General features: G+C 64.0%; 30 protein-coding genes and 1 tRNA gene. 16 read left to right on the top strand and 15 right to left on the bottom strand.

Annotated elements, in window-relative coordinates; all coding sequences use genetic code 11:
• The first annotated feature begins 1 nt into the window (after position 1).
• The 6 genes from QZ266_RS02660 (at position 2) to QZ266_RS02685 (ending at position 3872) form a co-directional block, all read left to right on the top strand.
• Positions 2–490 carry a PaaI family thioesterase gene (locus QZ266_RS02660; protein WP_295691431.1) on the top strand — a complete coding sequence of 163 codons (489 nt, stop codon included), beginning with the start codon at positions 2–4 and terminating at the stop codon, positions 488–490.
• Complete coding sequence (locus tag QZ266_RS02665) at positions 487–918, top strand: PaaI family thioesterase (protein ID WP_295691432.1); 432 nt, start codon at positions 487–489, stop codon at positions 916–918. The genes QZ266_RS02660 and QZ266_RS02665 overlap by 4 nt, the downstream gene beginning before the upstream one ends.
• Positions 919–1126: 208 nt before the next feature.
• Complete coding sequence (locus QZ266_RS02670) at positions 1127–1450, top strand: UrcA family protein (RefSeq protein WP_295691434.1); 324 nt, start codon at positions 1127–1129, stop codon at positions 1448–1450.
• A 103-nt stretch (positions 1451–1553) separates the two neighbouring features.
• Entirely contained in the window at positions 1554–1934 is a 381-nt protein-coding gene (locus tag QZ266_RS02675; protein ID WP_295691436.1) for a thiol-disulfide oxidoreductase DCC family protein, read from the top strand.
• Between the two features lie 135 nt (positions 1935–2069).
• The gene (locus QZ266_RS02680) at positions 2070–2426 is read left to right on the top strand and encodes a UrcA family protein (protein WP_295691438.1); all 357 of its coding nucleotides are present in this window, start codon (positions 2070–2072) and stop codon (positions 2424–2426) included.
• Between the two features lie 78 nt (positions 2427–2504).
• Positions 2505–3872 carry an MATE family efflux transporter gene (locus tag QZ266_RS02685; protein ID WP_295691439.1) on the top strand — a complete coding sequence of 456 codons (1368 nt, stop codon included), beginning with the start codon at positions 2505–2507 and terminating at the stop codon, positions 3870–3872.
• Here the strand turns inward: QZ266_RS02685 and QZ266_RS02690 are convergent.
• Together QZ266_RS02690 and QZ266_RS02695 are read right to left on the bottom strand one after the other, a co-directional pair.
• A complete protein-coding gene (locus QZ266_RS02690; RefSeq protein WP_295691440.1) occupies positions 3824–4855 on the bottom strand; it encodes a quinone-dependent dihydroorotate dehydrogenase in 1032 nt (343 codons plus the stop codon). The genes QZ266_RS02685 and QZ266_RS02690 overlap by 49 nt on opposite strands.
• Positions 4852–5211 (bottom strand): DUF952 domain-containing protein, encoded by a 360-nt coding sequence (locus QZ266_RS02695; RefSeq protein ID WP_295691441.1) that lies wholly within the window; start codon positions 5209–5211, stop codon positions 4852–4854. The genes QZ266_RS02690 and QZ266_RS02695 overlap by 4 nt, the downstream gene beginning before the upstream one ends.
• Positions 5212–5291: 80 nt before the next feature.
• Between QZ266_RS02695 and QZ266_RS02700 the strand changes: the two genes are divergently transcribed.
• Positions 5292–5918 (top strand): helix-turn-helix transcriptional regulator, encoded by a 627-nt coding sequence (locus tag QZ266_RS02700; RefSeq protein WP_295691442.1) that lies wholly within the window; start codon positions 5292–5294, stop codon positions 5916–5918.
• A gap of 6 nt (positions 5919–5924) precedes the next feature.
• Here QZ266_RS02700 and QZ266_RS02705 read toward each other — a convergent pair whose 3' ends face one another.
• Positions 5925–6692, bottom strand: a complete 768-nt coding sequence (locus QZ266_RS02705) for a hypothetical protein (RefSeq protein ID WP_295691443.1) — start codon at positions 6690–6692, stop codon at positions 5925–5927.
• A 97-nt stretch (positions 6693–6789) separates the two neighbouring features.
• On the opposite strand from QZ266_RS02705, the gene QZ266_RS02710 reads away from it, so the two are divergent.
• Positions 6790–8175, top strand: a complete 1386-nt coding sequence (locus tag QZ266_RS02710) for a cytochrome P450 (protein WP_295691444.1) — start codon at positions 6790–6792, stop codon at positions 8173–8175.
• On the opposite strand, the gene QZ266_RS02715 is transcribed toward QZ266_RS02710, so the two are convergent.
• The 5 genes from QZ266_RS02715 to QZ266_RS02735 all read right to left on the bottom strand — a co-directional run bounded on the left by QZ266_RS02715 (position 8172) and on the right by QZ266_RS02735 (position 13277).
• Positions 8172–10334 (bottom strand): TonB-dependent siderophore receptor, encoded by a 2163-nt coding sequence (locus QZ266_RS02715; RefSeq protein WP_295691445.1) that lies wholly within the window; start codon positions 10332–10334, stop codon positions 8172–8174. The two genes, QZ266_RS02710 and QZ266_RS02715, sit on opposite strands and share 4 nt — an antisense overlap.
• Before the next feature lie 133 nt (positions 10335–10467).
• On the bottom strand, positions 10468–10686 hold the full coding sequence (locus tag QZ266_RS02720; RefSeq protein ID WP_295691446.1) for a helix-turn-helix transcriptional regulator: 219 nt from the start codon (positions 10684–10686) through the stop codon (positions 10468–10470).
• Between the two features lie 2 nt (positions 10687–10688).
• Entirely contained in the window at positions 10689–11123 is a 435-nt protein-coding gene (locus QZ266_RS02725; RefSeq protein WP_295691449.1) for a hypothetical protein, read from the bottom strand.
• A complete protein-coding gene (locus QZ266_RS02730) occupies positions 11123–11557 on the bottom strand; it encodes a hypothetical protein (protein WP_295691450.1) in 435 nt (144 codons plus the stop codon). Before QZ266_RS02730 ends, QZ266_RS02725 begins: the two co-directional genes overlap by 1 nt.
• Positions 11558–11687: 130 nt before the next feature.
• A complete protein-coding gene (locus QZ266_RS02735; RefSeq protein WP_295691451.1) occupies positions 11688–13277 on the bottom strand; it encodes a lysine--tRNA ligase in 1590 nt (529 codons plus the stop codon).
• 686 nt (positions 13278–13963) lie between these two features.
• Here QZ266_RS02735 and QZ266_RS02740 point away from each other — a divergent pair.
• Together QZ266_RS02740 and QZ266_RS02745 are read left to right on the top strand one after the other, a co-directional pair.
• A complete protein-coding gene (locus tag QZ266_RS02740; RefSeq protein WP_295691452.1) occupies positions 13964–15175 on the top strand; it encodes an RtcB family protein in 1212 nt (403 codons plus the stop codon).
• A gap of 50 nt (positions 15176–15225) precedes the next feature.
• Positions 15226–15708 (top strand): hypothetical protein, encoded by a 483-nt coding sequence (locus QZ266_RS02745; protein ID WP_295691453.1) that lies wholly within the window; start codon positions 15226–15228, stop codon positions 15706–15708.
• On the opposite strand, the gene QZ266_RS02750 is transcribed toward QZ266_RS02745, so the two are convergent.
• Positions 15705–16157, bottom strand: a complete 453-nt coding sequence (locus QZ266_RS02750) for an ABA4-like family protein (RefSeq protein WP_295691454.1) — start codon at positions 16155–16157, stop codon at positions 15705–15707. The two genes, QZ266_RS02745 and QZ266_RS02750, sit on opposite strands and share 4 nt — an antisense overlap.
• A gap of 95 nt (positions 16158–16252) precedes the next feature.
• Here QZ266_RS02750 and QZ266_RS02755 point away from each other — a divergent pair, with 95 nt between their 5' ends.
• Genes QZ266_RS02755 through QZ266_RS02770 form a run of 4 tightly spaced genes read left to right on the top strand, consistent with a single transcriptional unit; the run spans position 16253 to position 19864 of the window.
• On the top strand, positions 16253–16891 hold the full coding sequence (locus tag QZ266_RS02755; protein ID WP_295691456.1) for a TetR/AcrR family transcriptional regulator: 639 nt from the start codon (positions 16253–16255) through the stop codon (positions 16889–16891).
• Entirely contained in the window at positions 16888–17838 is a 951-nt protein-coding gene (locus QZ266_RS02760; protein WP_295691458.1) for an HlyD family efflux transporter periplasmic adaptor subunit, read from the top strand. Before QZ266_RS02755 ends, QZ266_RS02760 begins: the two co-directional genes overlap by 4 nt.
• Complete coding sequence (locus QZ266_RS02765; RefSeq protein ID WP_295691459.1) at positions 17835–18761, top strand: ABC transporter ATP-binding protein; 927 nt, start codon at positions 17835–17837, stop codon at positions 18759–18761. Before QZ266_RS02760 ends, QZ266_RS02765 begins: the two co-directional genes overlap by 4 nt.
• Entirely contained in the window at positions 18758–19864 is a 1107-nt protein-coding gene (locus QZ266_RS02770) for an ABC transporter permease (protein WP_295691460.1), read from the top strand. The genes QZ266_RS02765 and QZ266_RS02770 overlap by 4 nt, the downstream gene beginning before the upstream one ends.
• Before the next feature lie 10 nt (positions 19865–19874).
• Here the strand turns inward: QZ266_RS02770 and QZ266_RS02775 are convergent, their stop codons facing one another.
• The 4 genes from QZ266_RS02775 to QZ266_RS02790 form a co-directional block, all read right to left on the bottom strand.
• Positions 19875–20075, bottom strand: a complete 201-nt coding sequence (locus QZ266_RS02775; RefSeq protein WP_295691462.1) for a helix-turn-helix transcriptional regulator — start codon at positions 20073–20075, stop codon at positions 19875–19877.
• A complete protein-coding gene (locus QZ266_RS02780; protein ID WP_295691464.1) occupies positions 20072–20482 on the bottom strand; it encodes a hypothetical protein in 411 nt (136 codons plus the stop codon). The genes QZ266_RS02775 and QZ266_RS02780 overlap by 4 nt, the downstream gene beginning before the upstream one ends.
• The gene (locus tag QZ266_RS02785) at positions 20479–20745 is read right to left on the bottom strand and encodes a hypothetical protein (RefSeq protein ID WP_295691466.1); all 267 of its coding nucleotides are present in this window, start codon (positions 20743–20745) and stop codon (positions 20479–20481) included. Before QZ266_RS02785 ends, QZ266_RS02780 begins: the two co-directional genes overlap by 4 nt.
• 140 nt (positions 20746–20885) lie before the next feature.
• Positions 20886–21539 carry a peroxiredoxin gene (locus QZ266_RS02790; RefSeq protein WP_295691468.1) on the bottom strand — a complete coding sequence of 218 codons (654 nt, stop codon included), beginning with the start codon at positions 21537–21539 and terminating at the stop codon, positions 20886–20888.
• Between the two features lie 135 nt (positions 21540–21674).
• Between QZ266_RS02790 and QZ266_RS02795 the strand changes: the two genes are divergently transcribed.
• Positions 21675–22163 carry a histidine phosphatase family protein gene (locus tag QZ266_RS02795; RefSeq protein WP_295691470.1) on the top strand — a complete coding sequence of 163 codons (489 nt, stop codon included), beginning with the start codon at positions 21675–21677 and terminating at the stop codon, positions 22161–22163.
• Positions 22164–22234: 71 nt separating this feature from the next.
• Positions 22235–23848, top strand: coding sequence for a glycosyltransferase (locus tag QZ266_RS02800; protein WP_295691471.1), 1614 nt, complete (start codon positions 22235–22237; stop codon positions 23846–23848).
• Positions 23849–23968: 120 nt separating this feature from the next.
• Here the strand turns inward: QZ266_RS02800 and QZ266_RS02805 are convergent, their stop codons facing one another.
• Together QZ266_RS02805 and QZ266_RS02810 are read right to left on the bottom strand one after the other, a co-directional pair.
• The gene (locus QZ266_RS02805; protein WP_295691473.1) at positions 23969–24892 is read right to left on the bottom strand and encodes a hypothetical protein; all 924 of its coding nucleotides are present in this window, start codon (positions 24890–24892) and stop codon (positions 23969–23971) included.
• Between the two features lie 119 nt (positions 24893–25011).
• A tRNA-Gly gene (locus tag QZ266_RS02810) sits at positions 25012–25085 on the bottom strand.

Genomic DNA, 25085 nt, shown 5'->3' on the forward strand with positions numbered 1-25085 from the left:
CATGACCGACGACATTCAATCCCGCCTCGATTCCATCGCCCCGCTCATCGTGACCGGCTCACCGCACGCTGTCGCCCTGGGCCTGTCCCTCGTCTCCTTGACGCCGGGAAAGGCTGTGATGCGCGCTCGCTATGATGAAAGCCTTATCGGGGACCCGGATGCCGGGACCCTGCATGGCGGTGTCATCACGGCGCTGCTGGACCATGCCTGCGGCATGGCGGCCTTCGCCGGTTTCGGCGCACGGGACACACCGTCGACGCTCGACCTGCGGATTGATTATCTGAGGTCGGCAAAGCCGGGGCTGGATGTCACCGCCGAGGCTCGCTCGCTGAAATCGCACGGCCTGGTCGCCTTTGTCCGGGCGACGGCGCATGACGGTGATCCCGAAGACCCGGTCGCCATCGCGCAGGCAGCCTTCATGATCACCAAGGCCTCCAAGGCAGCCCAGGAACGCGCGCGCCGCGACTATACCGAAGGGCGCATGTCATGAGCCGCGCGCTGATCGAGACTCTGATGTCAGCCCCCTATGTCGCCCGCTTCGGCGTGCGCCTGGACCAGCGCGGCAATGAACTGACCGGTGTCCTGCCTTTCGAGGACCATCTGGTCGGCAATCCCCTCATTCCGGCCCTGCACGGCGGAGCGGTCGGTGCATTCCTTGAGATTGTCGCCTCGGCCTCGCTTCTGGCCAGCCAGCCGCTGGACCGTTTGCCCAAGCCGATCGATGTCGCCATTGACTATCTGCGCCCGGCCCGGGCCCAGGACGTTTATGCCCGCGCCGTGGTTGCCCGCTCGGGACGGCGTGTTGCCAATGTCCGTGTCGAGGCCTGGCAGAACCGGATCGATGCGCCGGTTGCGACCCTGCACGGACATTTTCTCATTACACCGGCGCGAAGCGACAGCGAGGCGGACTCCGCCTGAGCGGGGTCGTTCGTCGCCGTTTTGCTCCCATTGGTCGCACTTTCCTGAACCGGGCTTACACCGGACTTACAAAGCGGACAGTTTCTAAACGCCAGCTCTCAAAGGTTTAGGCTGGCGGTCAGGGCGCAGAGAGGTTGCACCGGGCAATCTTCCAATCGTGGTGACGGGTCACAGAGGGGTGACCGGCCACATTGAGGAGACAAGCCCCATGCTTATTACATCACTTGCCGCGCTCACCACGAGCCTGACCCTGACGCCGCTGGCAGTTGCCGCCGATGAATCGGTGCCGACCCAGATCGTCCACTTTCACACCGATGAGCTCAGCAGCGAGGCCGGCTGGGATGAGATCGAGAGCCGCATCCGCGTCGCGACCTCGCGTGTGTGCCGCCCGCACGGACTGCGTGGCCTTGTGGCACAGCGTATCCGCCAGGAATGCTTCAACTCGACCTATGCGGATGCCATCCGGCAGCTCAACCGTGAATATGCCGAAGCCAACAGCCGAAGCGTGGCTGTGGTCGTTTCCGCGCAATAGACGCAAACCCGGTGATCCGGGCGACCGCCCTAGGGGCTGGTGCGGTCGCCTGTGACGCCTTGCCCCATCGCCGAACCCGGTGATGGGTGCCAGACTCTCCCCCATGACACACGCCAATGCCATCACCGCCTACTATGATGATCTCTGCCCGATCTGCCGGCACGAGATGGGTGCCTATGTGAACAAGGCGCCGGACCTGATCCGGTTGCACGACTGCAATGGCGAGCTGCCTGCCGATATTGATCGCGACGCGGCCCTCGCCAGCTTGCATGTCCGCATGCCCGACGGTCGGGTCGAGACCGGTTGGTCCGCTTTCCTGGCAATCTGGGAACGGATGCCGGAAGAGAGCCGCGGTCTGCGCTGGCTGGCAAGGCTGACCCGACCGGCTCCGATCCGGATCGTGCTGAACCAGCTCTATCTCTGGCTCGCCCCGCTCCGGCCGCGCGACCGTTGTCGCGACGGGGTTTGCGAGCGCCCGAACTAGCCCATACAAATATGAATGATTGCCAGACTCAGGATCGAGCAATCATTCCATAGGATACTCAGAAAAGCTTCTTAAATAGGCCTCTCGACTCCATGCAATATCGCATGAAGCCTTGATCAAGCCTTGGAGCTTTCCATGACCACCCTTGTCAAAACCCTCTTCACCAGCCTCGCCCTGGCCGGGATCACTGCGATCTGCCTCGGCCCTTCCGCCGATGCCCAGGCCACACACAGTCCGGCATCCGCGGCCCGTACCGACATTCCCTTCGAGCGCGAAGACCTGGTCGACCCTGCGCGACTTGCCCATTTGCAGGACCAGATCGAGGCGGCCGCCATCCGCGTTTGTCGCGAAGACCTGCAGGGTGACCCGCTGCGATTGCTGATGCTGCGCGCCTGCATACGCGACGCGACACGCCGCGCGATGGAGACGCTGGAACACCATCAGGGCAATACCCGAACCCTCGCCCGCAGCGAGCCGCGAAATCAGCGCTGACCCGGATCGCCGGCGGCGCCCCCTCATGGCGGGGGCGTCGCTATTGCACGGCATGCCCGACCGGGCTAGGTGCGGACCATGTCTATTCCGTCCCTGACCCGGCTCGACGTCATCAAGCGGGCCTGGCCGCTGGTCTTTGCCAATGCGGCCGTGCCGCTCGCCGGCGTCGCCGACACATTCGTGCTCGGCCTGTCCGGCGACAAGGCGGATCTGGGCGGCGTCGCGCTGGGCGGTGCGCTCTTCTCGGTCTTCTATTGGAGCTTCTACTTCCTGCGCATGGGCACGACCGGACTGACCGCCCAGGCAGACGGCGCAGGCGATCTTGCCGAGACCCAGCGCATATTGCTGCGCGCGCTCGCCATTGCCGGGACTCTCGGCCTGCTCGTCTTCCTGTTGCGCGACCTCATCGCCCTGGCCGGTTTTGCCATCCTGCAGGGTGAGGCCCGGGTTGAGGACAAGGGCGCCGACTATCTGCTCGCCCGCGCCTGGGGCACTCCGGCCGCGCTGGCCTGCTTTGCCCTCTCGGGCTGGCTTATCGGCCTGGGACGCAATGCCTCGACCCTGGCCATCTATGTCGCCTTCAGCATCATCAATATCGCGCTCGACCTCTGGTTCGTGCTGGGTCTCGGTTATGGCCCGGGCGGCGTCGGCGCCGCGACTGCAATCGCCGAATGGGTCGCCCTCGTGATCGGCCTGGGCTTCATGGCCTTCGTCCTGAGAGGCCAGTCCGGCTGGGCTCATGGCGTGCTGGACCGGGTCAAACTGCTCGACCCCGCGGCCATTCGCGAGCTCTTCCAGGTCAATGTGAACCTGATGATCCGGACCTGGTCGCTGGTCATCGGTTTCACCTGGTTCGCCAATGCCGGCGCACGACAGGGCACGGCGGCGCTCGCCGGCAATCATGTCCTTTTGCAGGTGATCTCGGTCTGGGCCTTCGTGCTCGATGCCTTCGCTTTTGTCGCCGAGACCGAGGCCGGCCGCGCCTATGGGCGTCGATCCGTGCGCGATCTGCGGCGCTCGGTCCAGCTGACCGGTGAGCCAATGCTGATCGCGGGCGGGATGTTCGCCATTGCGACATGGCTGTTCGGCGAAGCCGCGCTGACAGCCCTGATCGAGGACCCGGAGGCGCGCGCTGCGGCGATCACCTATCTGCCCTGGTGCGCCGTCGTGCCCTTCCTGGGGGCACCGGCCTGGCTGATGGACGGTATCTTCATCGGCACGACCAGCGGCAAGATATTGCGCAATGCCGGTATCGCGGCCGTTGTGGTCTATCTGATCGCGGATGCCATGCTGGCGCCCGCTTTCGGCAATCACGGTGTCTGGGCCGCTTTCCTGGTCTTCTACCTGGCCCGCGCCGGCGCTCTCATGAGCGCCTATCCGGCCCTGGAGCGCCGACTTCACTCGGCGCCGACAGCCTCGGAAATCGACGCGAACCCGTCGGCCTGAAGCCGCTCAACCAGCCCGGTCTTGATGCGCTGGATCAGGCCGGGCCCTTCATAGATCAGCCCCGTATAGAGCTGAATTGCATTGGCCCCGGCGCGGATCTTGGCGTAGGCAGTCTCGGCGCAGGACACGCCGCCAACCCCGATAATGGCCATGTCCGGACCGGCAGCCTTGCGGAATACCCGCACCAGCTCGGTCGAACGCGAAAAGACCGGGGGACCGGACAGGCCACCCCCCTCGCCCATCTTGTCGCTGACCAGGCTTTCCGGCCGCGTGATCGTGGTGTTGGCGATAATGATGCCATCCAGTCCATGACGCCGGATGGCCTCAACCATGACCTCCGCCTCGCTGTCCGCGATATCCGGCGCGATCTTGAGGAAGACAGGCGCCTTCGCCCCGACAGCCGCCACGGCGGCCAGCAGGTCATCCAGAGCACCCGATGATTGCAAAGTGCGCAGGCCGGGCGTGTTGGGCGAGGAGATATTGACGGTGAAGAATTGCGCGAGGTCCTGCAGCTCGCGCAGACAGGCGACATAATCCGCGACCCGGTCCTCACTATCCAGATTGGCACCCAGATTGACCCCGACCACGCCCTTGCGGCCGGACCGGCGGGCGAGACGCGCCTTGAACAGGTCGAGGCCCTGATTGGGAAAGCCCATGCGATTGATCACCGCGCGGTCTTCCTCGAGCCGGAAAATGCGCGGCTTGGGCTTGCCGTCCTGCGCGCGGGGCGTCACCGCACCGCATTCGACAAAGCCGAAACCGGCAGCCAGAAGCGCGTCCGGGGTTTCGGCATTCTTGTCGAAGCCGGCCGCGAGCCCGACCGGATTGGGCAGGTCGAGACCGGCCAGTCGGGTGTGCAGGATGTCCGGATCGCGGCTGAACTGGCGCGGCCCGAGGCCAAGCTTGAGCCCCTGGATGCCCAGTCGATGCGCGGTTTCCGGATCCAAACCATGCAGAAGGCGTGTGGCCAGATCATGGATCATGAGCGGCTCTCCAGTTCGGAAGGCAGGATCCAGTCCCCCTCCTCATTGCGGCGGACATGGCGCAGACCGCGCACAGCGCTGGCCGGGATCTCGCCATAGACATGCGGAAACAGCGCTCCGCCACGTGATTTTTCCCACTTCACCGTTTCGCCGAGGGCGGTGAGGTCGATCTCAACCAGCAGCAGACGCTCATGGTCATTATAATGCTTGATCAGCGTGCCTTCGACCTGGTCGGCCGCGGACAGATGGATAAAGCCATCGGCGACATCATGCGGGTCACCGGTGAAGCGGCCTTCGGCCATCACCTGTGACCAGCGGTCCGGCGTGGCGAGGCGGAATGCGGTTTTCGTGGTCATGGTGAGGGCCTAGCGCCCGGCGCGGATTCGGGCAAGCGCGACTCGCGCATGGGACAATTTTCCTATAGCGTTCCGCCCTCATGCTGACCCATGACGATATCTGGCGCGGGATTGATCGCCTGGCCCGGCATGCCCAGACAAGCCCGTCCGGACTCGCCCGACGGGCCGGTCTGGACTCGACCACATTCAACCCGTCCAAACGCGTCTCCGCCGACGGCAAGAAACCCCGCTGGCCGTCGACTGAGAGCATTGCCAAGGCACTCGCCGCAGCCCATCTGGATTTCGATGATTTCGCCGGTCTGATTTCCGGAAAACCCGCCGCTGGCGCGCTGCCCTCTCGTGGCCTCGCCGATGGCGAAGCCGAGTCGCCCTTTGATGCGGCCGGCCTGCCGGCAGGACCCGACTGGGACGCCATTCCATTTCCGGGACTGACACCGGACGAGGCCTTCGCCCTGACCGTCGAGGACGACCGCATGCTGCCGGTTTACCGGCGCGGCGATCGCCTGGTCATTTCGCACAACGCCCCGACGCGTGTCGGTGACCGGGTTGTGGTGCAGCGCCGCGACGGGACCCGCTCGGCCTGGACCTTGTCGGAAAAGCTGGTCCAGTCCGTGCGCCTGACTCCCCTTGATCCAATGGCGGCCAGTATCACCCTGCCACTGTCGCAAATCGCCTGGTTGTCACGGATTGTCTGGGTCAGTCAGTAGACAGTTTCAGCGCTCAAGCCGGGCATCCGCCCAGGCCGCTGCCCCACGGCGGTCGTCGAGCCGCGGTGCAAATTCCTCCAGCTCACCCAGTATGGCAGCGTCGAAAGCATCCCGGGCCGGCAATTGCCGCGCGCTGTCCACCAACTCCCGAATGCGACCCGCATAGGCAGGCTCGTCGAGTGCAGCGAGCCCGAGGGCGAGGAAATAGCGCGGCGCCGGGCTGTCCGGGTCAAGCGCAATGGCCTGGGAGTACAAGCCCATGCCGGCCTCGACCGAGGCATCGAGCGCGCGCAAACCACGCGTCCCGCCACGCCGGGCGACTTCCAGATGCCAAGCCCCCAACATGCCCAGCGCCCAGGCATTGTCCGGCTGGCTCGACACCACCTCTTCCAGGAGGTCGCGCCCGCGCTGGGGCAGGCGTGTCAGATAGGCCCGCCACCCGCTCATATATCGGCCGCGAAAACCAAGCGCGCTGGCCAGGCGCAGCCGGGCCTCGAGATGGTCTTCATCCAGGTGCAAGGCATATTCCGCCAGATCGATCGCTCGCTCCGCCAGCGCTTCGCGGCCCGCACCGACATCCTCGACCATCAGTCTTGCCACCAGCGCCCCGGCCGCAAAGGCATAACCGTCCGCGGTCTCCAGCTGCTGAGCCTCATAGGCGGCCAACTCCCAGGCGCCCTGCTCATAGGCCGCTTCCGCATCCGCTTGGTCGGCATGCGCAGCGGTCGTGGCAATCGAGACGAGCAATAGAGGGGCGAGAAGAAAGCGGATCATGGCATCAGGTTAGTGCAGGTCTGGCGCGAGGAAAACTGGTAAGCGCGACCATTCGCGCTCTGGCCCCGAAACCGGATCGGGCTAGGCTAGGAAGGATATGGAAGACCTTGCCCGCACTGCCTTCACCCCGCCCAAGCCGCCCTACGCCACCTATAGCGGCGTCGGCAAGCTCGAACTGTCTGATTACTGGACCTATTTCCGGGCGATGCAGCGAAACCCGCTGGAGATCTGGGGCGAGCATCATTTTTCTATCCGGCTCGCCCCGTTCCGCTTTCTGGGCCGTTCCAGCCTGATCGTCAGCGACCCTGCGGCGATCCATCACTGTTTCGTCTCCAATGCCGGCAATTACGGCATGAACCCTCTGCGCCAGGCGGTGTTGCGCCCCTTTTTGCGTGACGGCCTGCTGACGGCGGAGGGAGATGTCTGGAAAACGGCCCGCAAGGCAGTTTCCCCGGTCTTCACACCGCGCAAGGTCAATGGCTTCGCGCCCCAGATCCGGACGGTGTGTGACATCACCATGGACGGCCTCGCCGCGCGAGACGGCGAAACGATCAGCGTCTCCGACCTGATGGTCGAGCTGACGCTGGACGTGCTGATGGAGACGCTCTTCTCCGGCGATGAGGCGCTGGACAAGGCCCGCTTCACGCGCGGCATCTGCGAATTGCTGGAGATTTCCGGCCTGCCGCACCCGTTCGACCTGATGCACCTGCCCGGCTGGCTGCCGCGGATCGGTCAGGGGCGGTCGCGCACGGTGATCAAGGATTTGCGCGATCAGGTCGGAGCCGTTGCGGCGGCCCGGCGCGCGGCGCCCTCACCAGACCAAAGCGGACGCAGCGCCGACTTCCTCGACCTGCTCCTGGGCGCCGGTCTCGACGACACCGCCGTGATCGACAATCTTCTGACTTTCCTCGCCGCGGGCCATGAAACCACGGCGCGCTCCCTGGCCTGGACACTCTATCTTCTGTCGCGCGATCCGGCGTCTCTGGCGCGGCTGGAGGCGGAAGTGGACGCGGCCCCGCTCGACACCACCGAACCGGCGGACTGGTCACGCTGCCTGCCCTTCACCGAAGCCGTTTTGAAAGAGAGCCTGCGCCTCTATCCGTCGGCCCCCATGCTGGCAAGGACCTCGAAGGAATGGGATCTGGTTACCGGCCTGCCGGTTCCGGCCGGGACCGATGTCCTGGTCTCGACCTGGCTCCTGCATCGCCAGCGCGACATCTGGGACCAGCCTGACGCCTTTGTTCCGGACCGCTTCCTGGGTGACGCTGCAAGCGCCATCCCGCGGGACGCCTACCTTCCATTCGGGCTCGGGCCGCGCGTATGTATCGGTGCACGCTTTGCGATGATGGAGATGGTGATCGTCATGGCCAGCCTGGCCCGGCGCCTGCGCCTGGACTTTGCCGGCGAACGCGACCCCGTTCCGGTCATGCGCATCACGCTGCAACCGGATACCGACATGCCGATGACGATCCGCCGACGCTAGCGCTGGAAACGCAGCCGGACATTGAAGGACGGCACATTGTCAGAGCTGCGTGAAAGCTGGTCGCGGAAAACACCCTGGGGCGTGTCGACCCGGCTGGTGCCCGACCGGTCCCGTCCCGACCGCAAGGACAGGCGGATGAAGGTCGACGGCCGCGCCTCCCACTCCGACCACAAATTGACATAGACGCCCTCGGAGCGCTCCAGCGTGTTCACCAGAACCGGACCGACACCGGGCCGTCGCACGCCATCAAAGACATAGATCACATCCGTGCGGGCTTCCTGCCAGCGCGTGGCAAGACCGGTGCGCCATAGTGGCGAATGCCGCCACTCGCCATCCAGATTTACATTCAGACCGTTATCTTCCTTGCGGATTTCCGTGAGCCAGAAATGCATTGCCGGCGCACGCTCTTCGAGCCGGGCCGAGAGGACGTAGCGGCCACCAGCCCATTCCTTGCGCAGGCCGATCCGGTAGAAATAGTCGCGGTGCCCCGACGTCGTCCGGGAAAAGCCCTGCAGCTGGTCCACGCGATCCGACCAACGATGTGTGGCCCGCCCATCAAGGCTCAGCCCCACAAATCCGAAGCGGTCCAGCTCGAGTTCGAAGTCCGCCGTGACACGGGTCACGGTTTCCGCGCTGATATTGGCGGGCCTCACTTCACCATCGGTGTCCAGTATGCTCGAGACCGGATTGTCCGACCGCACTGTCTCGCCCTCGATCCGGACAAGGTCGCGCTCACCAAAGCGACGCTCCAGTGTGATCTGGTGGACCCAGTCGCGCGGCGGTTCCAGCGTGGAGGCGCCCGCAGTGCTGAGCGCATTGTCGAGATCCGTCGACGCCAGGAAGAGACCAAGGTCAAGCTGACCGACACGTCGCTCGGTGCTCAGCCGCAAGGTCCAGTCGTCGGGCAATGCCCAATTGAGATCGGCACGCGGGGCCAAATCGGTCAGGCTGAGAGAGGCACCGCCCTCATTCGAACTGTCGAGCGAGAATTGCTCGACGCGGCCACCGACCGTCGCCGACACGCGTGAATTGGGGGTCCAGGTCGCCGAAGCGAGGATGGCAGAACGGGTTTCCTCGACCTCGGCATCATCACCATCGACACTCTGCACCACCCCGTCGATGGAGGCGGAAGACGAGCCTTCAAGCGTGTTGCTGGCCCAGGTCAGACCGGTTTCAACGGCGAGCGTGTCCATCGGGCGCCAACGCATGTCGGCCCGCGCCGCGGTCTCGCCGGTCTCACGACTGGATGCGGATTCGCTGACAATCCCGCCAGAGATCAGGCTGTCCCTGGACGTCGCTTCGCCCTGACGCTGGGTAACCAGGCCGATCAGGTCGATGCGATCGGTGAAGGCATGCCGCCAACGCACGGATCCGAAGCGTTCGATGGCCTCGTCACGTCCGTCCTCAATGGCCCCGACTTCCGCGGCGGAGGCCGGGGTCGGGCGGCTGAAGTCATCATTGCGCTCGCTGGACACTGTCAGCTCGAGGTCATTGTTTGCATTCACCGCCAGCCGCGCGAGCGCCTGCCAGTCGCGGCGGGTCCGGCCTTCCAATTCATCGACCGAGGCCCGCGCAAAGGGCGAATCCGCTGTCGAGCTACGGATCGCGGCATAATCCGTCAGGGTCTCGTCATAAAGATCGATCCGGGCTTCCAGTTCCAGCGGCCCGCTCGACCAGCCCGTGGTCAGCTCACCCTGATACTCTTCGCCGCCATCTTCGCGCGGTTCGATCTCGATACGACCATCGATCCGGGCCGCACTGGTCGAGCGGGTGACAATGTTGAGCAGCAGCGGGTAGCCCTGCATGTCGACATCCCGGGCGCCGGGCTCGATCAGTTCGAGGCGGATGACGTCTTCAACCCGGATCGCCCGAATGCGCCCCTCAAGCGAGCCGCTGCCACGCGGCGGACGGCGACCATTGATCAACGCATTGCCCTGGGCGCCGGACAGGCCGCGAACATCATCACCGCCATTCAGTCCAAAGCCCGGCAATTGGCGGACAAGATCCAGGGCTGTCCGCGGCAGGAATTCTGCAAAAGTGGCCGGCGTATAGACCTCAACGCCTGGCTCGGCGTCACTCGCTTGAGCCTCGACCGAGACCAGGCTTGCGAGCCAAAGCCCTGTAGCCACAGCCAGAATTTGCGCAACCTTGGTGGTCAATTCATGCCCCTGCCAAACCGTTCGGCGCCAAGATCAGCGCATTTGGTTAGGGAATTGCGATGAATGGACCAAAAATCCAGTGTGAATTGCAATCTTTTACAGCTTCTCATTGCCTTCCAAAACCAGGTGCACCCTAGGCTTCAGGATATTGGAAGACCGCGTCGAGGCCGACCTTGAACACCCGGGCAATCTTGAAGGCGACCTCCAGCGAGGGCGAGTACTTGCCCTGCTCGATGGCGATGATGGTCTGCCGCGTCACGCCGATCTGCCGGGCCAGCTCGGCCTGGGTCATCTCGCCAGCATGAAAGCGCAGGGTGCGGATCTCATTGGTGATGGGGGTGGATTTCGCCATGGTCAGACACTCCCGCGATAGGTCAGCAATTTGACAAGGGAGCTGACCAGGCCGGCCAGCATGGCTCCGACGAACAGGGTGTTCGCCGCCCAGAACGGATCGAATTCGAAGACCAGCAGCATCAAGGCGATAAAAGCCGCGGCATGCATGGCATGCCCGCCCCAGGCGTCACCACGTCGCTCGGCCACATGGTCACGTTCATCATCCACAACCCCCGCCTGGTCGAGCTCGCCTCGATTGGCGATGGCGGCGCGGATAATGTCGGCGATCAGGGTGGCAATGAAGACCACCAGCGAGATGACCATCTCGATCTTCCAGGAGATCTCATCCAGAGGCTGGTTGAAGATCTGGGGGACGACACGGAGCAGATACCAGCCCAGAGCCAGAACAGTGCCGAGCGCGACCGCGCGTGTCGTGCTTTCGAGGAAGCCTGGCATCACACACCCCGCCGATAATCGACCAACTTGGACACACCCTTGACCAGCTCGCTGACGACCAGGCCGGCCAGGACGAGATTGGCGATCAGGTGATAGGGCTGCGCCGTCATCGCCGCGGCCATTGCCGCAAGGGCGAATACAGCCAGAACGAAACCACCGCGCTGGTCGCCTCGCATTTCGACCAGCTTGTCGCGCTCATCAGCCTTGTCACTGGCCTCGGACGGGGCCGCGATCGCAATGGCAATATTGGCGACAATCGACGCGACGATGATGGCACCGACTGTGACCAGCATCTTCGCATTGGTCATGTCGAGCGCCTCTTCCGGGCTGACCGCATTCCCGAACAAAACGCCGGCCGAGCTGGCGAAGTACCAGGCATAGACGCCGCCCGTCAGGACCAGCATCGCGATATTGCTCTTCTCGTGAAAGCTCATGTCAAACACTCCATTCCTGATGTCTGATATTCTTGACATGGCGCTATGTAAGCACAAGCAGACTTGATGTCAAATATTTCTGACATGGAGCTACAAAAAGAAGGCCCGCCGAAGCGAGCCTCCCGTTAAATCAATCGCTTGCGAGCTCGCCGGCGAGGCCGGACTCGATCAGCTTGATGGTCTCTCCAACGCCGTAAATGGCGACGAAGGAACCGAAGCGCGGCCCCTGGGACTGGCCGAGCAGGACTTCATACAGGCCCTGGAACCAGTCGCGCAGATTGTCGAACGCCTGTGTTTTGCCGGCGGCAAAGACCTCGTCCTGGATTTTCACGGCGTCGCGCTCGTCTGCATCCATGCCACGCAGGCGAACCAGCAGGTCCTCCATCGCCGCCCGTTCGATATCGGTGGCGAGCCGGAAGGATTTCGTCGGCTTCACGAAGTCCTGGAAATACTGCACCGCGAAACCGGCGAGCTGGTCGAGCAGGGGATGACTGTCCGGGGTGGCACCGTCGACATATCGCCCGATAAAGCCCCACATCACCTCGGTATTGTGCGCCGACGCGGCCGACGCGAGATTGAGCATGAGCGCAAAGGAAATCGGCGAGGTGTCGCTGGGCGGATTGCCGTCATGAATGTGCCAAGCCGGGTTTTCCAATTGCTTGGCCGTATCCTGACCGGCATAGGCGGCGAGATGCTGCATATACTCGTCGACCGCCTTGGGAATGACGTCGAAATGCAGGCGCTTGGCCGTCTTGGGTTTGACGAAATTATAGTAGGAGAGGCTCTCCGCCGGGGCGTATTTCAGCCAATCCTCGACCGACAGGCCATTGCCCTTGGACTTGGAAATCTTCTCGCCCTTCTGATCAAGGAAGAGCTCGTAGACGAACTGCGTCGGCGGCTCGGCACCCAGGATCTTGCAGATGCGCGAATAGATCGGCGCATTGGTCTGGTGGTCCTTGCCGAACATCTCGAAATCGACCCCCAGGGCCGCCCAGCGCATGCCGAAATCCGGCTTCCACTGCAGTTTCACATGACCGCCGGTCACCGGCAGCGTGGTCTCGCTGCCATCCTCGTCATCAAAGGTGATCGTGCCGGCTTCAGCATCGACTGCCTTCATCGGCACATAAAGGACCCGGCCCGTCTTCGGCGAGATCGGCAGGAAGGGCGAATAGGTCGCCTGGCGTTCCGCCCCCAGCGTCGGCAGCATTACGGCCATGATGTCGTCATAGCGCTCGGCCGCCCGCTTGAGCATGGCGTCGTAAGTGCCTGCCTTGTAGAGCTCGGTCGCCGACTGGAAGGTATAGGTGAAACCGAAGCCGTCGAGAAAGCCGCGCAGGCGGGCATTCATGTGCGCACCGAAACTCTCATGCGTGCCGAACGGATCGGGCACCACGGTCAGCGGCTCCTGCAAGTGCTGGTTCAGCATGTCCTGCTGGGGCAGGTTGTCCGGAACCTTGCGCATGCCGTCCATGTCATCGGAGACACAGATCAGTTGCGGCTCATAAGCCCCGTCGGTCAACGCATCGAAGGCACGCAGCACCATGGTCGTGCGCACAACCTCGCCGAACGTGCCCATGTGCGGAAGCCCCGACGGGCCATAACCGGTCTCGAACACGACCGGCCCGGATTTTCGCCCCAGCTTGTCCAGACGCTTCTTGAGCAGGCGCGCTTGTTCAAACGGCCAGGCTTTCGCGTTTTGGGCAAGATCGGAAACAGACATCCCGGGCAACTTTCTCAGACAGGAGGACAGATGCTCGCGAGGTAGAGGGGAAGCGCCAGATGGTCAAGCAAGCCGGGCTTGGCGGCACCCTGTCTCTCTCCCCCTGGAGCACGCCTCGGCGATGCGAAAATCGCGGTGGCGGCGCGCTGATCCTCCTCATCCCCCCTGCAGGCACCGTCTTGCGCGAGGGAGACGAATTGAGGCGATACTTGATAACCACACGGCGTGGCACAAAAGCCACACACATACCCTATCCAACCCCACCGGGTCGTTTTCGCCTTGCACGCGAAGTCCAGGGGCGTCATAAGCCGCCTCCCGTTAACCCCGCCCCGGACCGGTTCCCCCGGCCCAGCGCACACGAAGAGACGATCATGAACTCAGTTCAGACCCGATATCGCCTCTCCCGCCCGGCCGTCTGGCCGGCAGCGGTTGTGCGCGCGGAGGACAACGCTTTCACCCGGTAGACTGGCCCCACAGTCCCGGTTGTTGGCCCTCCCGAGCGCCCGCTCGAGGAGGGTTTTTTGTATTCTGCGCCGCCCCTCTCCCCCCGAAAGGTGGCCGGAATGCAAATCCCAGGGAGGGAGTGCGACCCCCGACGCACTCCCTCCCGCAAGGGCTCATGAATTCCTTTGCATGATCGAATGAAACGAAAGAAAGGCTCTGCGCCCGGCGCGGAGAGGACACCCATGTCGACCCAGTTTGAAGCCATCGAGACATCATCCGGCCTGATCAAGGCCTGGGTGAAAGGCGTTCCGGTCGAGGATGCCGCGATCGAGCAGCTGCGCAATGTCGCCGGCCTGCCTTTCGTGCACAGCCATGTCGCGGCCATGCCCGATATTCATTTCGGACGCGGCGCGACGGTCGGGTCGGTCATCCCGACCAAGGGCGCAATCATCCCGGCAGCGGTCGGGGTCGATATCGGCTGCGGCATGATGGCGATGCGGACCAGCCTCAAGGCCCACCAGCTACCTGACAGCCTGAAGGCCACACGGGACGCGATCGAGCGGGCCGTGCCGGTCGGCAATGGCAAGGGCGGAGACCACCGGATCAATCCGGCCTCGGTCAATTCACGGCTCAGATCCTCCGGCCTCGTGGAGCGGCTCGCCGTGATCAAGGGCAAGCACAGGAAGATCGGTACGCACAAGGTGGACGGCCAGATCGGAACTCTGGGTGGTGGCAATCACTTCATCGAACTCTGTCTCGACGAGGCCGGCTCGGTGTGGGTGATGCTGCACTCCGGCTCACGCGGTACCGGCAACATGATCGGTACCTATTTCATCGAGCGGGCCCGCGAAGAGCTCGCCCGGCGGGTGCTGGACTTCCATGTGCCGGACAAGGATCTCGCCTTCTTCATCGAAGGCGAGCCCCTGTTCGACGACTATGTGGAAGCCGTTGGCTGGGCCCAGGACTATGCCCGGGAGAACCGTGAGGCGATGATGGAGCGTGTGCTCCACGCCCTGCGGTCGACGCTGGGCCGGTTCAAGACCGACAAGGCCGCGGTGAATTGTCACCACAATTATGTGGAGCAGGAACACCATTTCGGCGCTGATATCTGGCTGACCCGGAAGGGCGCAGTCTCGGCTCGGCTGGGCGAACTCGGCATCATTCCCGGCTCGATGGGGGCGAAATCCTTCATCGTGCGCGGCAAGGGCGCGGCGGACAGCTTCTGCTCCTGCTCGCACGGGGCCGGGCGGACCATGTCGCGGTCCAGGGCCAAGCAGAGCTTCACCCTCGCCGATCACCGCAAGGCGACCGACGGGGTGGAGTGCCGGAAGGATGCCGGCGTCATCGACGAAACGCCGATGGCCTACAAGGACATCGACCATGTCATGGCGGCGCAGTCCGACCTGGTGGACGTGGTCCACACCCTCAAACAGGTCGTGTGTGTGAAAGGCTGAGTGATGCGGGCGGGGCTTCGGCGCCGCCCGCTGCACCAAGGGAGGTGAAGATGCGAGACGACATGTTCAAGGTGATCGTCGAACGCCCCCGATGGGGCTGGCGCAGCCAGAAGCTTCGCCGTGGCAAGCTCAACCGGGCTGGCGACACGCTTCCAAAGAAGCAGGGCCTGAAGCGTCAGCGACAGGAAAACCGGACCCAATCCAAATGGCTGAATGAGAATCTCGCGCCGTTGAAACGCTTTCTCGGCCAACAGGTCGGCCGGCCCTGGGACAAGGTGTATGCCGAGATCTGCGAAAACCTGTCGCCCGACCACACGGTGAAACAGCATGTGCGCGAGCATGTGTTCGATTTCGTCAAACGGCCGCGCATCGGTCGCGATGGCGAATGGATCTGGAACACCCCGCGCTATCTGGGCCTGCATCCGCGCGTCGGCGAGCTCTACATCCACCCGCATGACGGCCTGTTAAAGCGCTGGAAGCTCAAGCGCGGCGAAAGCCCGCGACGCGATGGCAAGCCCGTGCGGCGACGCTAGCTTTCGGGTTCGTCCAGCGACCAGCCGGCCTTGCCGCTGACCTTGCGGGCGAGGAGATGAATGAGCAGGCCGACCGGTCCGAACAGGAAGGTCAGGATGAGGGCCGGCGTCACGATCCATCGACTCAGCCCGATGCGCCGGGCATCCCGCGCAATCCAGGCTCCAACGAAAAGGTCAAAGGCCAGGAAGTGCACCCAACCGGTCATCAGCCCGACCGGGTGCGAGAACAGGGCCTGCACCGCCGCCAGGCTGGACATGCCGGCCTCCGGGTCTGACTGACCAAAACCAATCCCCAGCGTCAGAAAGCTCAGATAAATGGCCGACAGGGCAAGCGGGATCAGCGCCGTGTGCACCAGCCGTTGCGTCCAGGTCCAACCGGGCGCGAGGATGAGCAGGAGCCAGGCCGGTACGACCGAAATATTCAGGACTGTAAACATCGTGTCGTACATGTCTCGACCTCGCTTTCCTCTGCCGAGATCAACCCGATTCGTCGCACTCGCGGAGACATCTTGTTACTGACTGACCAGTCAGTTATATAACAGCCATGACACCACGCCCCGCCCACCGCCGCCGACCGGAAGCCCGCCCGGACGAAATCCTTGATGCCGCCCTCACCGTCTTCTCGACCCAGGGCTTTGCGGCCGCGCGTGTTGAGGACATTGCGCGTCAGGCCGGCCTCTCCAAAGGCGCGGTCTATCTCTACTTCCCGTCCAAGGAAGCGATGCTGAACGGGTTGGTGGAACAGTCAGCCGGCCAGCTCGCCAAGGCGGCAGAGCAATTGGTGGCGATGGGCGCGCCCCAGGATGCCGAAACAGCCCTTCGCAGCCTCCTGCGCATGCTCTTCACCGCCATGGGCGACCCGGACATCAATGCCGCGCCGCGCCTGGTCTTTGCCGAGGCCGGACGCTTTCCCGAGATCGCCGCGCACTACCGCAGCCAGGTCCTGGACGTGGCCCGGCGCGCGCTTCGCGCACTTCTGGCCGCTGGCGTGGAGAGCGGGACATTCCGCGATGTCGATGCCGACGCCTTCATGCGCGCCACCGCCGGTCCCGGCATCGCGCACATGGCGCTGACCTCGATCTTCGGCTTCCCGGCGGACCGGCTGACCGATCCGGCCGAAATGGCCGACGCCCTCGCCGACATTCTCCTCAATGGCCTCAAGCCGCGAGCGAACGCACCATGACCCGCCTCCCCCTGACCGCCCTCCTCCTGGCCCTGCCCCTGTGGGTCAGCGCCTGCAATGGCGAACCGGCGCCCGGCCTGCACGGCTATGTCGAAGGCGACTTCATCCGTATCGCGCCGGAGCAGCCCGGCCTGATCATCAGCACGTCCGCGCAGGAAGGCGAGCCCGTTGAAACGGGTGCAGAACTTCTGCGTCAGGACGCGACCGCGGAAGTCGCGGCACTGGCTGCCGCTTCGGCCCGGATTGATGCCGCAACAGCCCGCTATGACGATGCGCTCGCGGGCGCCCGTGACCCGGAGATCGAAGCTGCACGCGACCAGTTGCGTCAGGCGCTCGCCGCCCAGAATGATGCGGCCCAGGCGCTCGACCGCAACCAGTCCCTCTTCACCGATGGCCATATCTCGCAGGCCCGCCTCGACACGGCCCGAGCGGCGGCCGACACGGCCGATGCCCGCGTCGATGAAATGCGCGAGCGCCTCAACATTGTGCGCCTGCCTGCCCGTGCCGACCAATTACGCGCCCTGCAGGCGGACATTGCCGGGGCGGAGGCAGAGCGGGACGCAGCGCTCTACCGGCTTGATTTGCGGACCGTCAGCGCCCCATCCGGAGGGCGTATCCATCGCCAGCTCCGCTTCGTCGGCGAACAGGCCGGACCAACCGCGCCCGTTTTTGAGATTTTGCCGACCGGCGCCGTGCATGCACTCCTCTTCATCCCCGAGCCGCAACTGGCCCGCCTGCCGGTCGGTACCCGCCTGGCAGTCCGCTGCGATAATTGCCCGGCAGGGATGCGGGTCACCATCGCCACGATCGCGGACGAGGCAGAATTCACGCCACCCATCCTCTATTCCGACAGCGAACGCGCCCGCCTCGTCTTTCGCGCGGAGGCCCGGTTTGACGGCGCGGCGCCGCCGCCCGGGACACCGCTCTTCTTCGAGCCCCTGCCATGAGCGAGCCGCTCGCCATTGATGTGAGCGGGTTGAGCAAATCCTTTGGCGGCACGAAGGTCGTCGATAGGTTCGACATGCAGGTCCCGCCGGGCAGGATATACGGCTTTCTCGGCCCGAACGGATCCGGCAAGACAACCACGATCCGCATGATGTGCGGATTGCTGCGACCGGATGAGGGCGGCGGGACTGCGCTGGGCCTCGACATCATTCGCCAGAGCCGGGAGATCAAGGCGCGCGTGGGCTACATGACCCAGCGCTTCTCGCTCTATGGCGATCTGACGGTGCGCGAAAATCTCACCTTCATGGCGCGACTGCACGCCTTGCCAGGCGTTCGTACCGTCGTGGACACGGCGCTTGAGACCTATGACCTCGCCCCGCGCGCCAGACAGCTGGCCGCCAATCTGTCCGGCGGCTGGAAGCAGCGGCTCGCCCTCGCGGCTGCCTCGCTGCACGAGCCGGGCCTCCTCCTGCTGGATGAGCCCACGGCCGGCGTCGACCCCAAGGCCCGGCGCGATTTCTGGGACCGTATCCGCCGCCTCGCGCGGCAAGGCGTAACCGTGCTCGTCTCGACCCACTACATGGATGAGGCGGTGCAGTGCGACAACATCACCTTCATCGCCTATGGCCGCAAGCTGATCGATGCCCCCGCGAGTGAAATTCCAGGCCGGATAGGCCTGAAGACAATCCGCATTGAGGGTCAGGGCCTGCAACCGGTCTATGACACGCTGGAAAAGGCCGACGGGGTCGAGCAGATCGCCAGGTTTGGTGCGGCGCTGCATGTCTCGGGGCGGGATGAGGCGGGCCTGGACGCTGCCATCGCCCGCTATCGCAATCAGGACGGCCTCACGGTCACCGCAGCAAAGACCGGGCTGGAAGAGGCCTTTATCTGGCTGATGACCGGCGCGGAGGACAATTTCCGATGAATGGCCTCTCGCGCATTCTCGCCATTCTGGGCAAGGAATTCATCCAGATGCTGCGCGACCGCCTGACCTTCGGCATGATGGTCGGCATCCCCGTCATGCAGCTCCTCCTGTTCGGTTATGCCATCAATACAGACCCACGCGATCTGCCGACCCTGGTGGAGATGGGAGATACCGGACCGGCCAGTCGCGCCATCCTGCAGGCGATGGAGACCTCGGAATATTTCGACCTGATCGGGACCGTGGCGCCGGGTGACGCCGTCGAGACCGTGATGCGAGACGGCGAGGCCGCGTTCATTGTGACCATACCGCCCGGCTTCGAACGCGCCCTGGCACGCGGCGAGCGACCGCAGATCCTGCTGGATGTCGATGCCACGGACCCGGTCGCCGCGGGCGCCGGCAGCGGTGCCTTCCCCTCCATTGTCCAGGAAGCGCTGGCACCCATGCTCGGCGAGATGACACCGCCCGTCGAGACGGTGATCCATAGACGGTATAATCCGGCCGGACGCACGGCGCTCAATATCGTGCCCGGCCTGCTCGGCATCATCCTGACCATGACCATGGCGATGATGACCTCGATGGCCCTCACCCGGGAGGCGGAGCGCGGGACGCTGGAAGCGCTCCTTTCCACCCCGACCCGGCCGCATGAAGTGATGATCGGGAAGATCACGCCCTATGTCGTTGTCGGCTTCATCCAGGTGGCCATCATGCTGGCGGGGGCGCGGCTTTTGTTCGGCGTGCCCTTTCTGGGGTCACCGATCGCCTTCCTTGTTGCGGTCTCGCTCTTCATCCTGGTCAATCTGGCACTCGGCTTTTTGTTCTCGACCGTGGCACGCAGCCAGATGCAGGCCATGCAGCTGACCTTCTTTGCCTTCCTGCCATCGATCCTCCTGTCCGGCTTCATGTTCCCCTTCGCCGCCATGCCGCACTGGGCGCAGGCGATCGGCCAGGCGATCCCGGCCACTCATTTCATCCGGGCCGTGCGGGCGATCATGCTGAAAGGGGCCGGGCTGGATCATGTCTGGCCGCAAATCTGGCCGCTAATGGTGATCTTCGCGGTGATCGCGACGGTGGCCATGCTGCGCTATCGGCAGACGCTGGATTGAGGGGGCGGTCTCATCCCGCCCCCTCATCATCGAAAATGCTTTCGATCGGTTCGCCGAACAGACGCCCGAGCTTGAAGGCCAGCGGCAGGGACGGGTCATACTTGCCGGTCTCCAGGGCGTTGACGGTCTGGCGCGAGACGTCGAGGCGGTCTGCCAGCGCCTGCTGGCTCCACCCCTTCTCGCCCCGCAATTCCTTGAGCCGGTTCTTCATCGCACCTGCACCTGCTGGACGGCGGCAGCAAGCGAGTGCACGACCGCGGCCAACGGAAACAGCATGGTCATGTTGAGCGGTTCCAAGATGCCGTAGATCTCGGCCACCCCGAAGATCGCACTGAACAGAAGCATCGCCAGCATCGCTATCGCCGCGGCGCGGACCTGCATGCGCGCCAGCATCTCGTCGATCGAGCGGACATAGCGGACCACCTCATAGCCATAGCCAAGCAAGGGCAGGCAGGTCAGGGCGACCAGCGGCCAGGCGGAGATCGCGTCCCAGCCGTTCAAGGACGGATCCACGATCTTGTCGATCGCAACGAGGATCGCCGTGAAGGCGATCATCGCCACGAAAGTACGCCAGAAATAGCGGCGGGTTACCGACGCCTGTTTTTCCGCCGTGCTCATGACACGTCCTTTTCGCGGCCACCGATCAGCAGTGTGAAGATCCGGGCAATCGCCATCAGACCGAGGATGAAGACGGTCAGGCCGGCGATTTTCATTTCCGTGGACAGGCCACCAATGACATCCCGCACCATCTCGAGCGACGGGCCGACCATGCCGGCCAGAAAGAGCGTTGGCAGGAAAACCACCGCAAACAGCGCCAGAGACGCCAGGCTGGGCGGCTCACCGGCGTCGCCAAAATCCTTGATCCACTCACGCATTGTCATGAAAACCTCCTTCAGGACTGTAAAGTGACCTTGACTATATGGAGTAAAGGAAACTTGTCGTCAAGCACGCTTTACAATCGAACCCAAAAGAAAGGCGCCCGGTTGCCCCGAGCGCCTCTCCATAACCGTGTCGGATGCGCCTACTCGGCGGGCTCATCCACCTTGTTCGGCTGTTTGGTCACCCGCAGATAGGGCTTGATCTTGTTGTAGCCGGCGGGGAAGAGCGCGTCGGCCTCGGCGTCCGAGATGGACGGCACCACGATCACGTCCTGGCCGTCTTCCCAATTGACCGGTGTCGCCACCTTGTAGCCGTCGGTCAGCTGCAGGCTGTCGATCAGGCGCAGAACCTCATTGAAATTCCGGCCCGCGCTGGGCGGGTAGGTGAAGGTGGCGCGGATCTTCTTGTTCGCATCGATGATGTAGACCGAGCGGACCGTCAGCTTGGGGTCGGCATTCGGATGGATCATCGAGTAGAGCTCGGACACGGCACGATCCGTATCGGCGATGATCGGGAAGTTCATGCGGACATTCTGGGTTTCCTCAATGTCCTTGATCCAGCCCTTGTGATCCTCGACGCTGTCGACCGAGAGCGCGATTGCCTTGGCGCCGCGCTTGGCAAATTCGTCCTTAAGCTTGGCGGTGAAGCCCAGCTCGGTCGTGCAGACCGGGGTGTAGTCAGCAGGATGGGAGAAGAAAATCACCCAATCATCACCGATCCAGTCGTGAAAACTGATCGGACCGTCACTTGTCTCGGCTTGAAAATTCGGGGCGATATCGCCCAACAGCAGACCCATGTCTTTCTCCTCGGTTCAAAACGCGATGAAACTGGCCTAGGAGTAGGTGCGCCTTGTCAGCCGGGAGTTCAAGCCCTCCCCGACCGGTGCACCCGAATGTGAACCAGCCGGCCAAGGATCCGGAGAACGGACGCCATGACTGCCACCCTCATTCTGATGCGACATGCCAAGGCCGTGGACCGGCTCGAGGCCGAAGACGATTTCCAGCGTGGCCTGACGGCGCGGGGCCGCAGTGATGCTGCCGACGCTGCCGATGCCCTCTGCGCAGCGGGTCTGAAGGCGGATATCGCCCTGGTTTCCCCGGCATGGCGGACCCGGCAAACCTATGACCAGTTACTGCCGCAACTCGGGGCGCCACAATTGGAGGACCCGATGGTCCTCTATCACGCCTCCACCGACATGCTGGAACGCGCCACGCGCGATGTGCTGTCGCCAAAGCGCACCCTTCTTCTGGTCGGGCATAATCCGGGCATTGGCGGCTTTGCCCACAAGCTCGCCCAATTGTGCGGTGCGACGCGGCAGTTGCCCGCGGGCTATCCGACCGCAACCGCCTGCGTCTTCGAACTGGCCGATTGTGATCTCGGCCAGCCCAGCTTCGTCACCTGCGTCAATCCCAGAGCTTAGACCGATCGGATTCGCCTTATAAGTGCATTTATGCTCTCCTGCCCGGATAACGGGTGAGGGGGAGGTGTGCCATGGCCCTGCTGGACAGCGATATGGGGCCAGTGAGAGAGGCAGACGGCGCGGCAGCCCCACGCTGGCGACCGCGCGGCGGGCAAGTTTTCCGCCCCACACGGGTTGCAAACCCGCCACCGCGTCTTGCAAACCTCTGGAGCGAGACGGCTGCCCTCGGTCTGCCCCGCCGCGCGCCGGAGATGAGCGCCTTCGGGCCGGTCTCCCGCCGGGCTGGACGGATCGGGCTGGTGGCGCTGGCTCTGGCAGTGACGATCGGCGTCCTGCTGCCAGGCCCTGCGCTCGCTCTGGCCAGTCTTGCCAGCTGCAGCCTGTTTGCGGCCCTCATTGCGCTTCGCATCGGTGCAGTCAGCTTTCGCCCGCAATGGATGCGAGGTCCCGACTGTGCGGATCAGGCGCTCCCGACTGCCACCATAATGGTCGCGCTCTATCGGGAAGCTGCTGTCCTGCCGCAACTCGCGGCCTCCCTCGCCGCCATCGACTATCCGCCAGGCCGCATCGCCTTCAAACTGGTCCTGGAGGCGGATGACAGGGCGACCATCGACACGGCGCGCGGTCTGGCGCTGGATGACCGCTTCGAGATTGTCATTGTCCCGCCCGGCGAACCGCGTACCAAGCCGCGCGCCCTCAATTACGCCCTGCGCCTGTGTCGCAGCGAGCTTGTCACCGTGCACGACGCCGAGGATCACCCCCATCCCGACCAATTGCGCCGCGCTGCGGAAGTTTTCCGGATTGCCGATCCCCGCCTCGCCTGCATTCAGGCTCCGCTGAACTGGTATAACCGTCACGAGACCTGGCTGACCCGCCAGTTCGCGCTGGAATATGCCGCCCATTTCCACGCCCTCCTGCCGCTCTATCAGCGCCTGGGCTGGCCGCTGCCGCTGGGCGGTACAAGCAATCATTTCCGCCGGGAGGCCCTGCTGGCCCTGGGCGGCTGGGATGCGTGGAATGTGACCGAAGATGCCGATCTCGGCCTGCGCCTGCATGCAGCGGGCTATCATTGTGGTCTGATCGAGCCGCTGACCGAAGAGGAAGCGCCCTTGCGCCTGTCGCCCTGGGTCAAACAGCGCACACGCTGGATCAAGGGCTATGCCCAGACGATAGCGGTCCTGCTCGCCAATCCGCGCACGCCCTGGCGGCGGGTCTGGCCCGGTGTGCTGGTACTCGGCGGCGCTGCGGTCTCGGCCCTGCTGCATGCGCCGCTCAGCCTGATCTGTCTGACAGCCTTCCTGCTCAACCCGTCCGGCGCCCTGACCGGCCTGCCGGCCCTCGCCTTCATGGCGGCAGGATATGCCAGCGCGATCGCCTGTGCTGCGGTCGCGATGCGCCGCGCCGGCCTGCCTTTGAGGCGGCGCGATCTCATCGCCATGCCCGGCTATTGGCTGCTACAGACACTTGCGGCCCTGCGTGCGCTGCGCCAACTCATCTTCGATCCGCATTACTGGGAGAAGACGGAGCACGGCGTCAGCGCCCTGACCGGACCATCATGTATCTCGGCCTCACCTCGACCCTTGTCGGACTCGCCCTGTGCGTCGGTCTCTTCCTGCTCGCCCGCTGGCGGGCCGGCCAGCCTGTCCGTCCGGAGCGCGGCCCGCGCCTCATCCCCTGGACGCTGATCGCGATCGTCTCGGCCGCTATGTGCGTCGCATTGGTAGTGCATTTGGTGGAGCTCGCCGGTGTCGACCCGGCGGCGTTGCGGCCGCGGCGTATGTAGCGCTGCCGAGATGGGCCGCCCCTCAGAGCCCAGGCCACGTCCAGTCGACAATATACGCTAGCACAACAGCCAGCACGACTCCCAGCGCGGAACGCGACAGCGCAACTGCAAAGCGCATCCGATGGGCGACATGCGCACGGATCGCTGCCTCCGCTTCTTCCGCTGACGCATTGGCCAGGCGCCCGACAAGATGATTGTCACGCGCGCTCAACGCCTCGATCCGTTGATGAATTCGGGCCTGTTCGGCCTCCAGCCGCTCGACATCCTTGCCGAGCGACCGAATTTTGTCCTGCACCTCATCCCAGCTGGACAGGCTGTCTAGAGCAGATCTGAACGCCGGCTCGACAAAGCGGACCGAGCCGCCACCGGACAGCAAACTCAATCCGGCGAGCGCGATACTGCCCAGGGCCTTGCCAGCCTTCTTGGCGCGAGACCAGTTTCGGTCGTCATAGGAGGCCTGCAATTCACTTCTGAAGCTCTTGAGTTCGCTGATCGCTCTGGCCTGCAGGGCCTGCGCCTGCCGCAAGTCCGCGACCCAACTCAGCCGCTGCTTGATAGATGACCTGATCGACTGCTCGGTCCAGACGGCTCGCAGTGCAGGACCTATGGCAAACAACACAAGCGTGCCTATTTCGACCAGCAGAAGAGAGGGGGACCATTCTAGCCACGCCCCCAACAGGGCCGCCAAGGGTGCGACGGCGATCTCGTGCCACGCCTCTACAATCCGGCGGGCAACCTCAACAATCTGGTCAAGCTGGCTGAGCCAGTCCGCGACCACTGACAAGACGGCATTGGAAAAATCGCGCCGAACGACAAGGGTCAGAGCGGTCAGCAATGTCGCCGTGAATGTGAGATAGGCGATGAGGGTACGAAACACGCTGAGCATGATCGACACCAATTGTGAGAGCCGACGGCCTAATCCTGTATTAGTGCGCGCGCCCGACATTGAACTTCCCCCACAACCAGAACACCCTCTTGGCATGTTAAACGCATATTGTGACGGCTCGGCGTCGACGCGCCGCTCGACAAGAACGATGCACTAAAGGGCGTTGAGTGACGAGAACTTGGAGCGGGTGAAGGGAATCGAACCCTCGTCGTAAGCTTGGGAAGCTTCTGCTCTACCATTGAGCTACACCCGC

It is taken from the genome of uncultured Maricaulis sp., assembly GCF_905480005.1.
Taxonomy (GTDB): domain Bacteria; phylum Pseudomonadota; class Alphaproteobacteria; order Caulobacterales; family Maricaulaceae; genus Maricaulis.

Bases quoted from the DNA above. Each gene is read 5' to 3' on its own strand.
- QZ266_RS02800 (WP_295691471.1), top strand. From the start codon at position 22,235: ATGGCCCTGCTGGACAGCGATATGGGGCCAGTGAGAGAGGCAGACGGC.
- QZ266_RS02705 (WP_295691443.1), bottom strand. From the start codon at position 6,692: ATGATCCGCTTTCTTCTCGCCCCTCTATTGCTCGTCTCGATTGCCACG.
- QZ266_RS02770 (WP_295691460.1), top strand. From the start codon at position 18,758: ATGAATGGCCTCTCGCGCATTCTCGCCATTCTGGGCAAGGAATTCATC.
- QZ266_RS02740 (WP_295691452.1), top strand. From the start codon at position 13,964: ATGTCGACCCAGTTTGAAGCCATCGAGACATCATCCGGCCTGATCAAG.
- QZ266_RS02665 (WP_295691432.1), top strand. From the start codon at position 487: ATGAGCCGCGCGCTGATCGAGACTCTGATGTCAGCCCCCTATGTCGCC.
- QZ266_RS02675 (WP_295691436.1), top strand. From the start codon at position 1,554: ATGACACACGCCAATGCCATCACCGCCTACTATGATGATCTCTGCCCG.
- QZ266_RS02790 (WP_295691468.1), bottom strand. From the start codon at position 21,539: ATGGGTCTGCTGTTGGGCGATATCGCCCCGAATTTTCAAGCCGAGACA.
- QZ266_RS02720 (WP_295691446.1), bottom strand. From the start codon at position 10,686: ATGGCGAAATCCACCCCCATCACCAATGAGATCCGCACCCTGCGCTTT.
- QZ266_RS02710 (WP_295691444.1), top strand. From the start codon at position 6,790: ATGGAAGACCTTGCCCGCACTGCCTTCACCCCGCCCAAGCCGCCCTAC.
- QZ266_RS02725 (WP_295691449.1), bottom strand. From the start codon at position 11,123: ATGCCAGGCTTCCTCGAAAGCACGACACGCGCGGTCGCGCTCGGCACT.
- QZ266_RS02795 (WP_295691470.1), top strand. From the start codon at position 21,675: ATGACTGCCACCCTCATTCTGATGCGACATGCCAAGGCCGTGGACCGG.
- QZ266_RS02805 (WP_295691473.1), bottom strand. From the start codon at position 24,892: ATGTCGGGCGCGCGCACTAATACAGGATTAGGCCGTCGGCTCTCACAA.
- QZ266_RS02755 (WP_295691456.1), top strand. From the start codon at position 16,253: ATGACACCACGCCCCGCCCACCGCCGCCGACCGGAAGCCCGCCCGGAC.
- QZ266_RS02745 (WP_295691453.1), top strand. From the start codon at position 15,226: ATGCGAGACGACATGTTCAAGGTGATCGTCGAACGCCCCCGATGGGGC.
- QZ266_RS02685 (WP_295691439.1), top strand. From the start codon at position 2,505: ATGTCTATTCCGTCCCTGACCCGGCTCGACGTCATCAAGCGGGCCTGG.
- QZ266_RS02670 (WP_295691434.1), top strand. From the start codon at position 1,127: ATGCTTATTACATCACTTGCCGCGCTCACCACGAGCCTGACCCTGACG.
- QZ266_RS02785 (WP_295691466.1), bottom strand. From the start codon at position 20,745: ATGACAATGCGTGAGTGGATCAAGGATTTTGGCGACGCCGGTGAGCCG.
- QZ266_RS02690 (WP_295691440.1), bottom strand. From the start codon at position 4,855: ATGATCCATGATCTGGCCACACGCCTTCTGCATGGTTTGGATCCGGAA.
- QZ266_RS02780 (WP_295691464.1), bottom strand. From the start codon at position 20,482: ATGAGCACGGCGGAAAAACAGGCGTCGGTAACCCGCCGCTATTTCTGG.
- QZ266_RS02680 (WP_295691438.1), top strand. From the start codon at position 2,070: ATGACCACCCTTGTCAAAACCCTCTTCACCAGCCTCGCCCTGGCCGGG.
- QZ266_RS02660 (WP_295691431.1), top strand. From the start codon at position 2: ATGACCGACGACATTCAATCCCGCCTCGATTCCATCGCCCCGCTCATC.
- QZ266_RS02695 (WP_295691441.1), bottom strand. From the start codon at position 5,211: ATGACCACGAAAACCGCATTCCGCCTCGCCACGCCGGACCGCTGGTCA.
- QZ266_RS02765 (WP_295691459.1), top strand. From the start codon at position 17,835: ATGAGCGAGCCGCTCGCCATTGATGTGAGCGGGTTGAGCAAATCCTTT.
- QZ266_RS02750 (WP_295691454.1), bottom strand. From the start codon at position 16,157: ATGTACGACACGATGTTTACAGTCCTGAATATTTCGGTCGTACCGGCC.
- QZ266_RS02735 (WP_295691451.1), bottom strand. From the start codon at position 13,277: ATGTCTGTTTCCGATCTTGCCCAAAACGCGAAAGCCTGGCCGTTTGAA.
- QZ266_RS02700 (WP_295691442.1), top strand. From the start codon at position 5,292: ATGCTGACCCATGACGATATCTGGCGCGGGATTGATCGCCTGGCCCGG.
- QZ266_RS02730 (WP_295691450.1), bottom strand. From the start codon at position 11,557: ATGAGCTTTCACGAGAAGAGCAATATCGCGATGCTGGTCCTGACGGGC.
- QZ266_RS02775 (WP_295691462.1), bottom strand. From the start codon at position 20,075: ATGAAGAACCGGCTCAAGGAATTGCGGGGCGAGAAGGGGTGGAGCCAG.
- QZ266_RS02760 (WP_295691458.1), top strand. From the start codon at position 16,888: ATGACCCGCCTCCCCCTGACCGCCCTCCTCCTGGCCCTGCCCCTGTGG.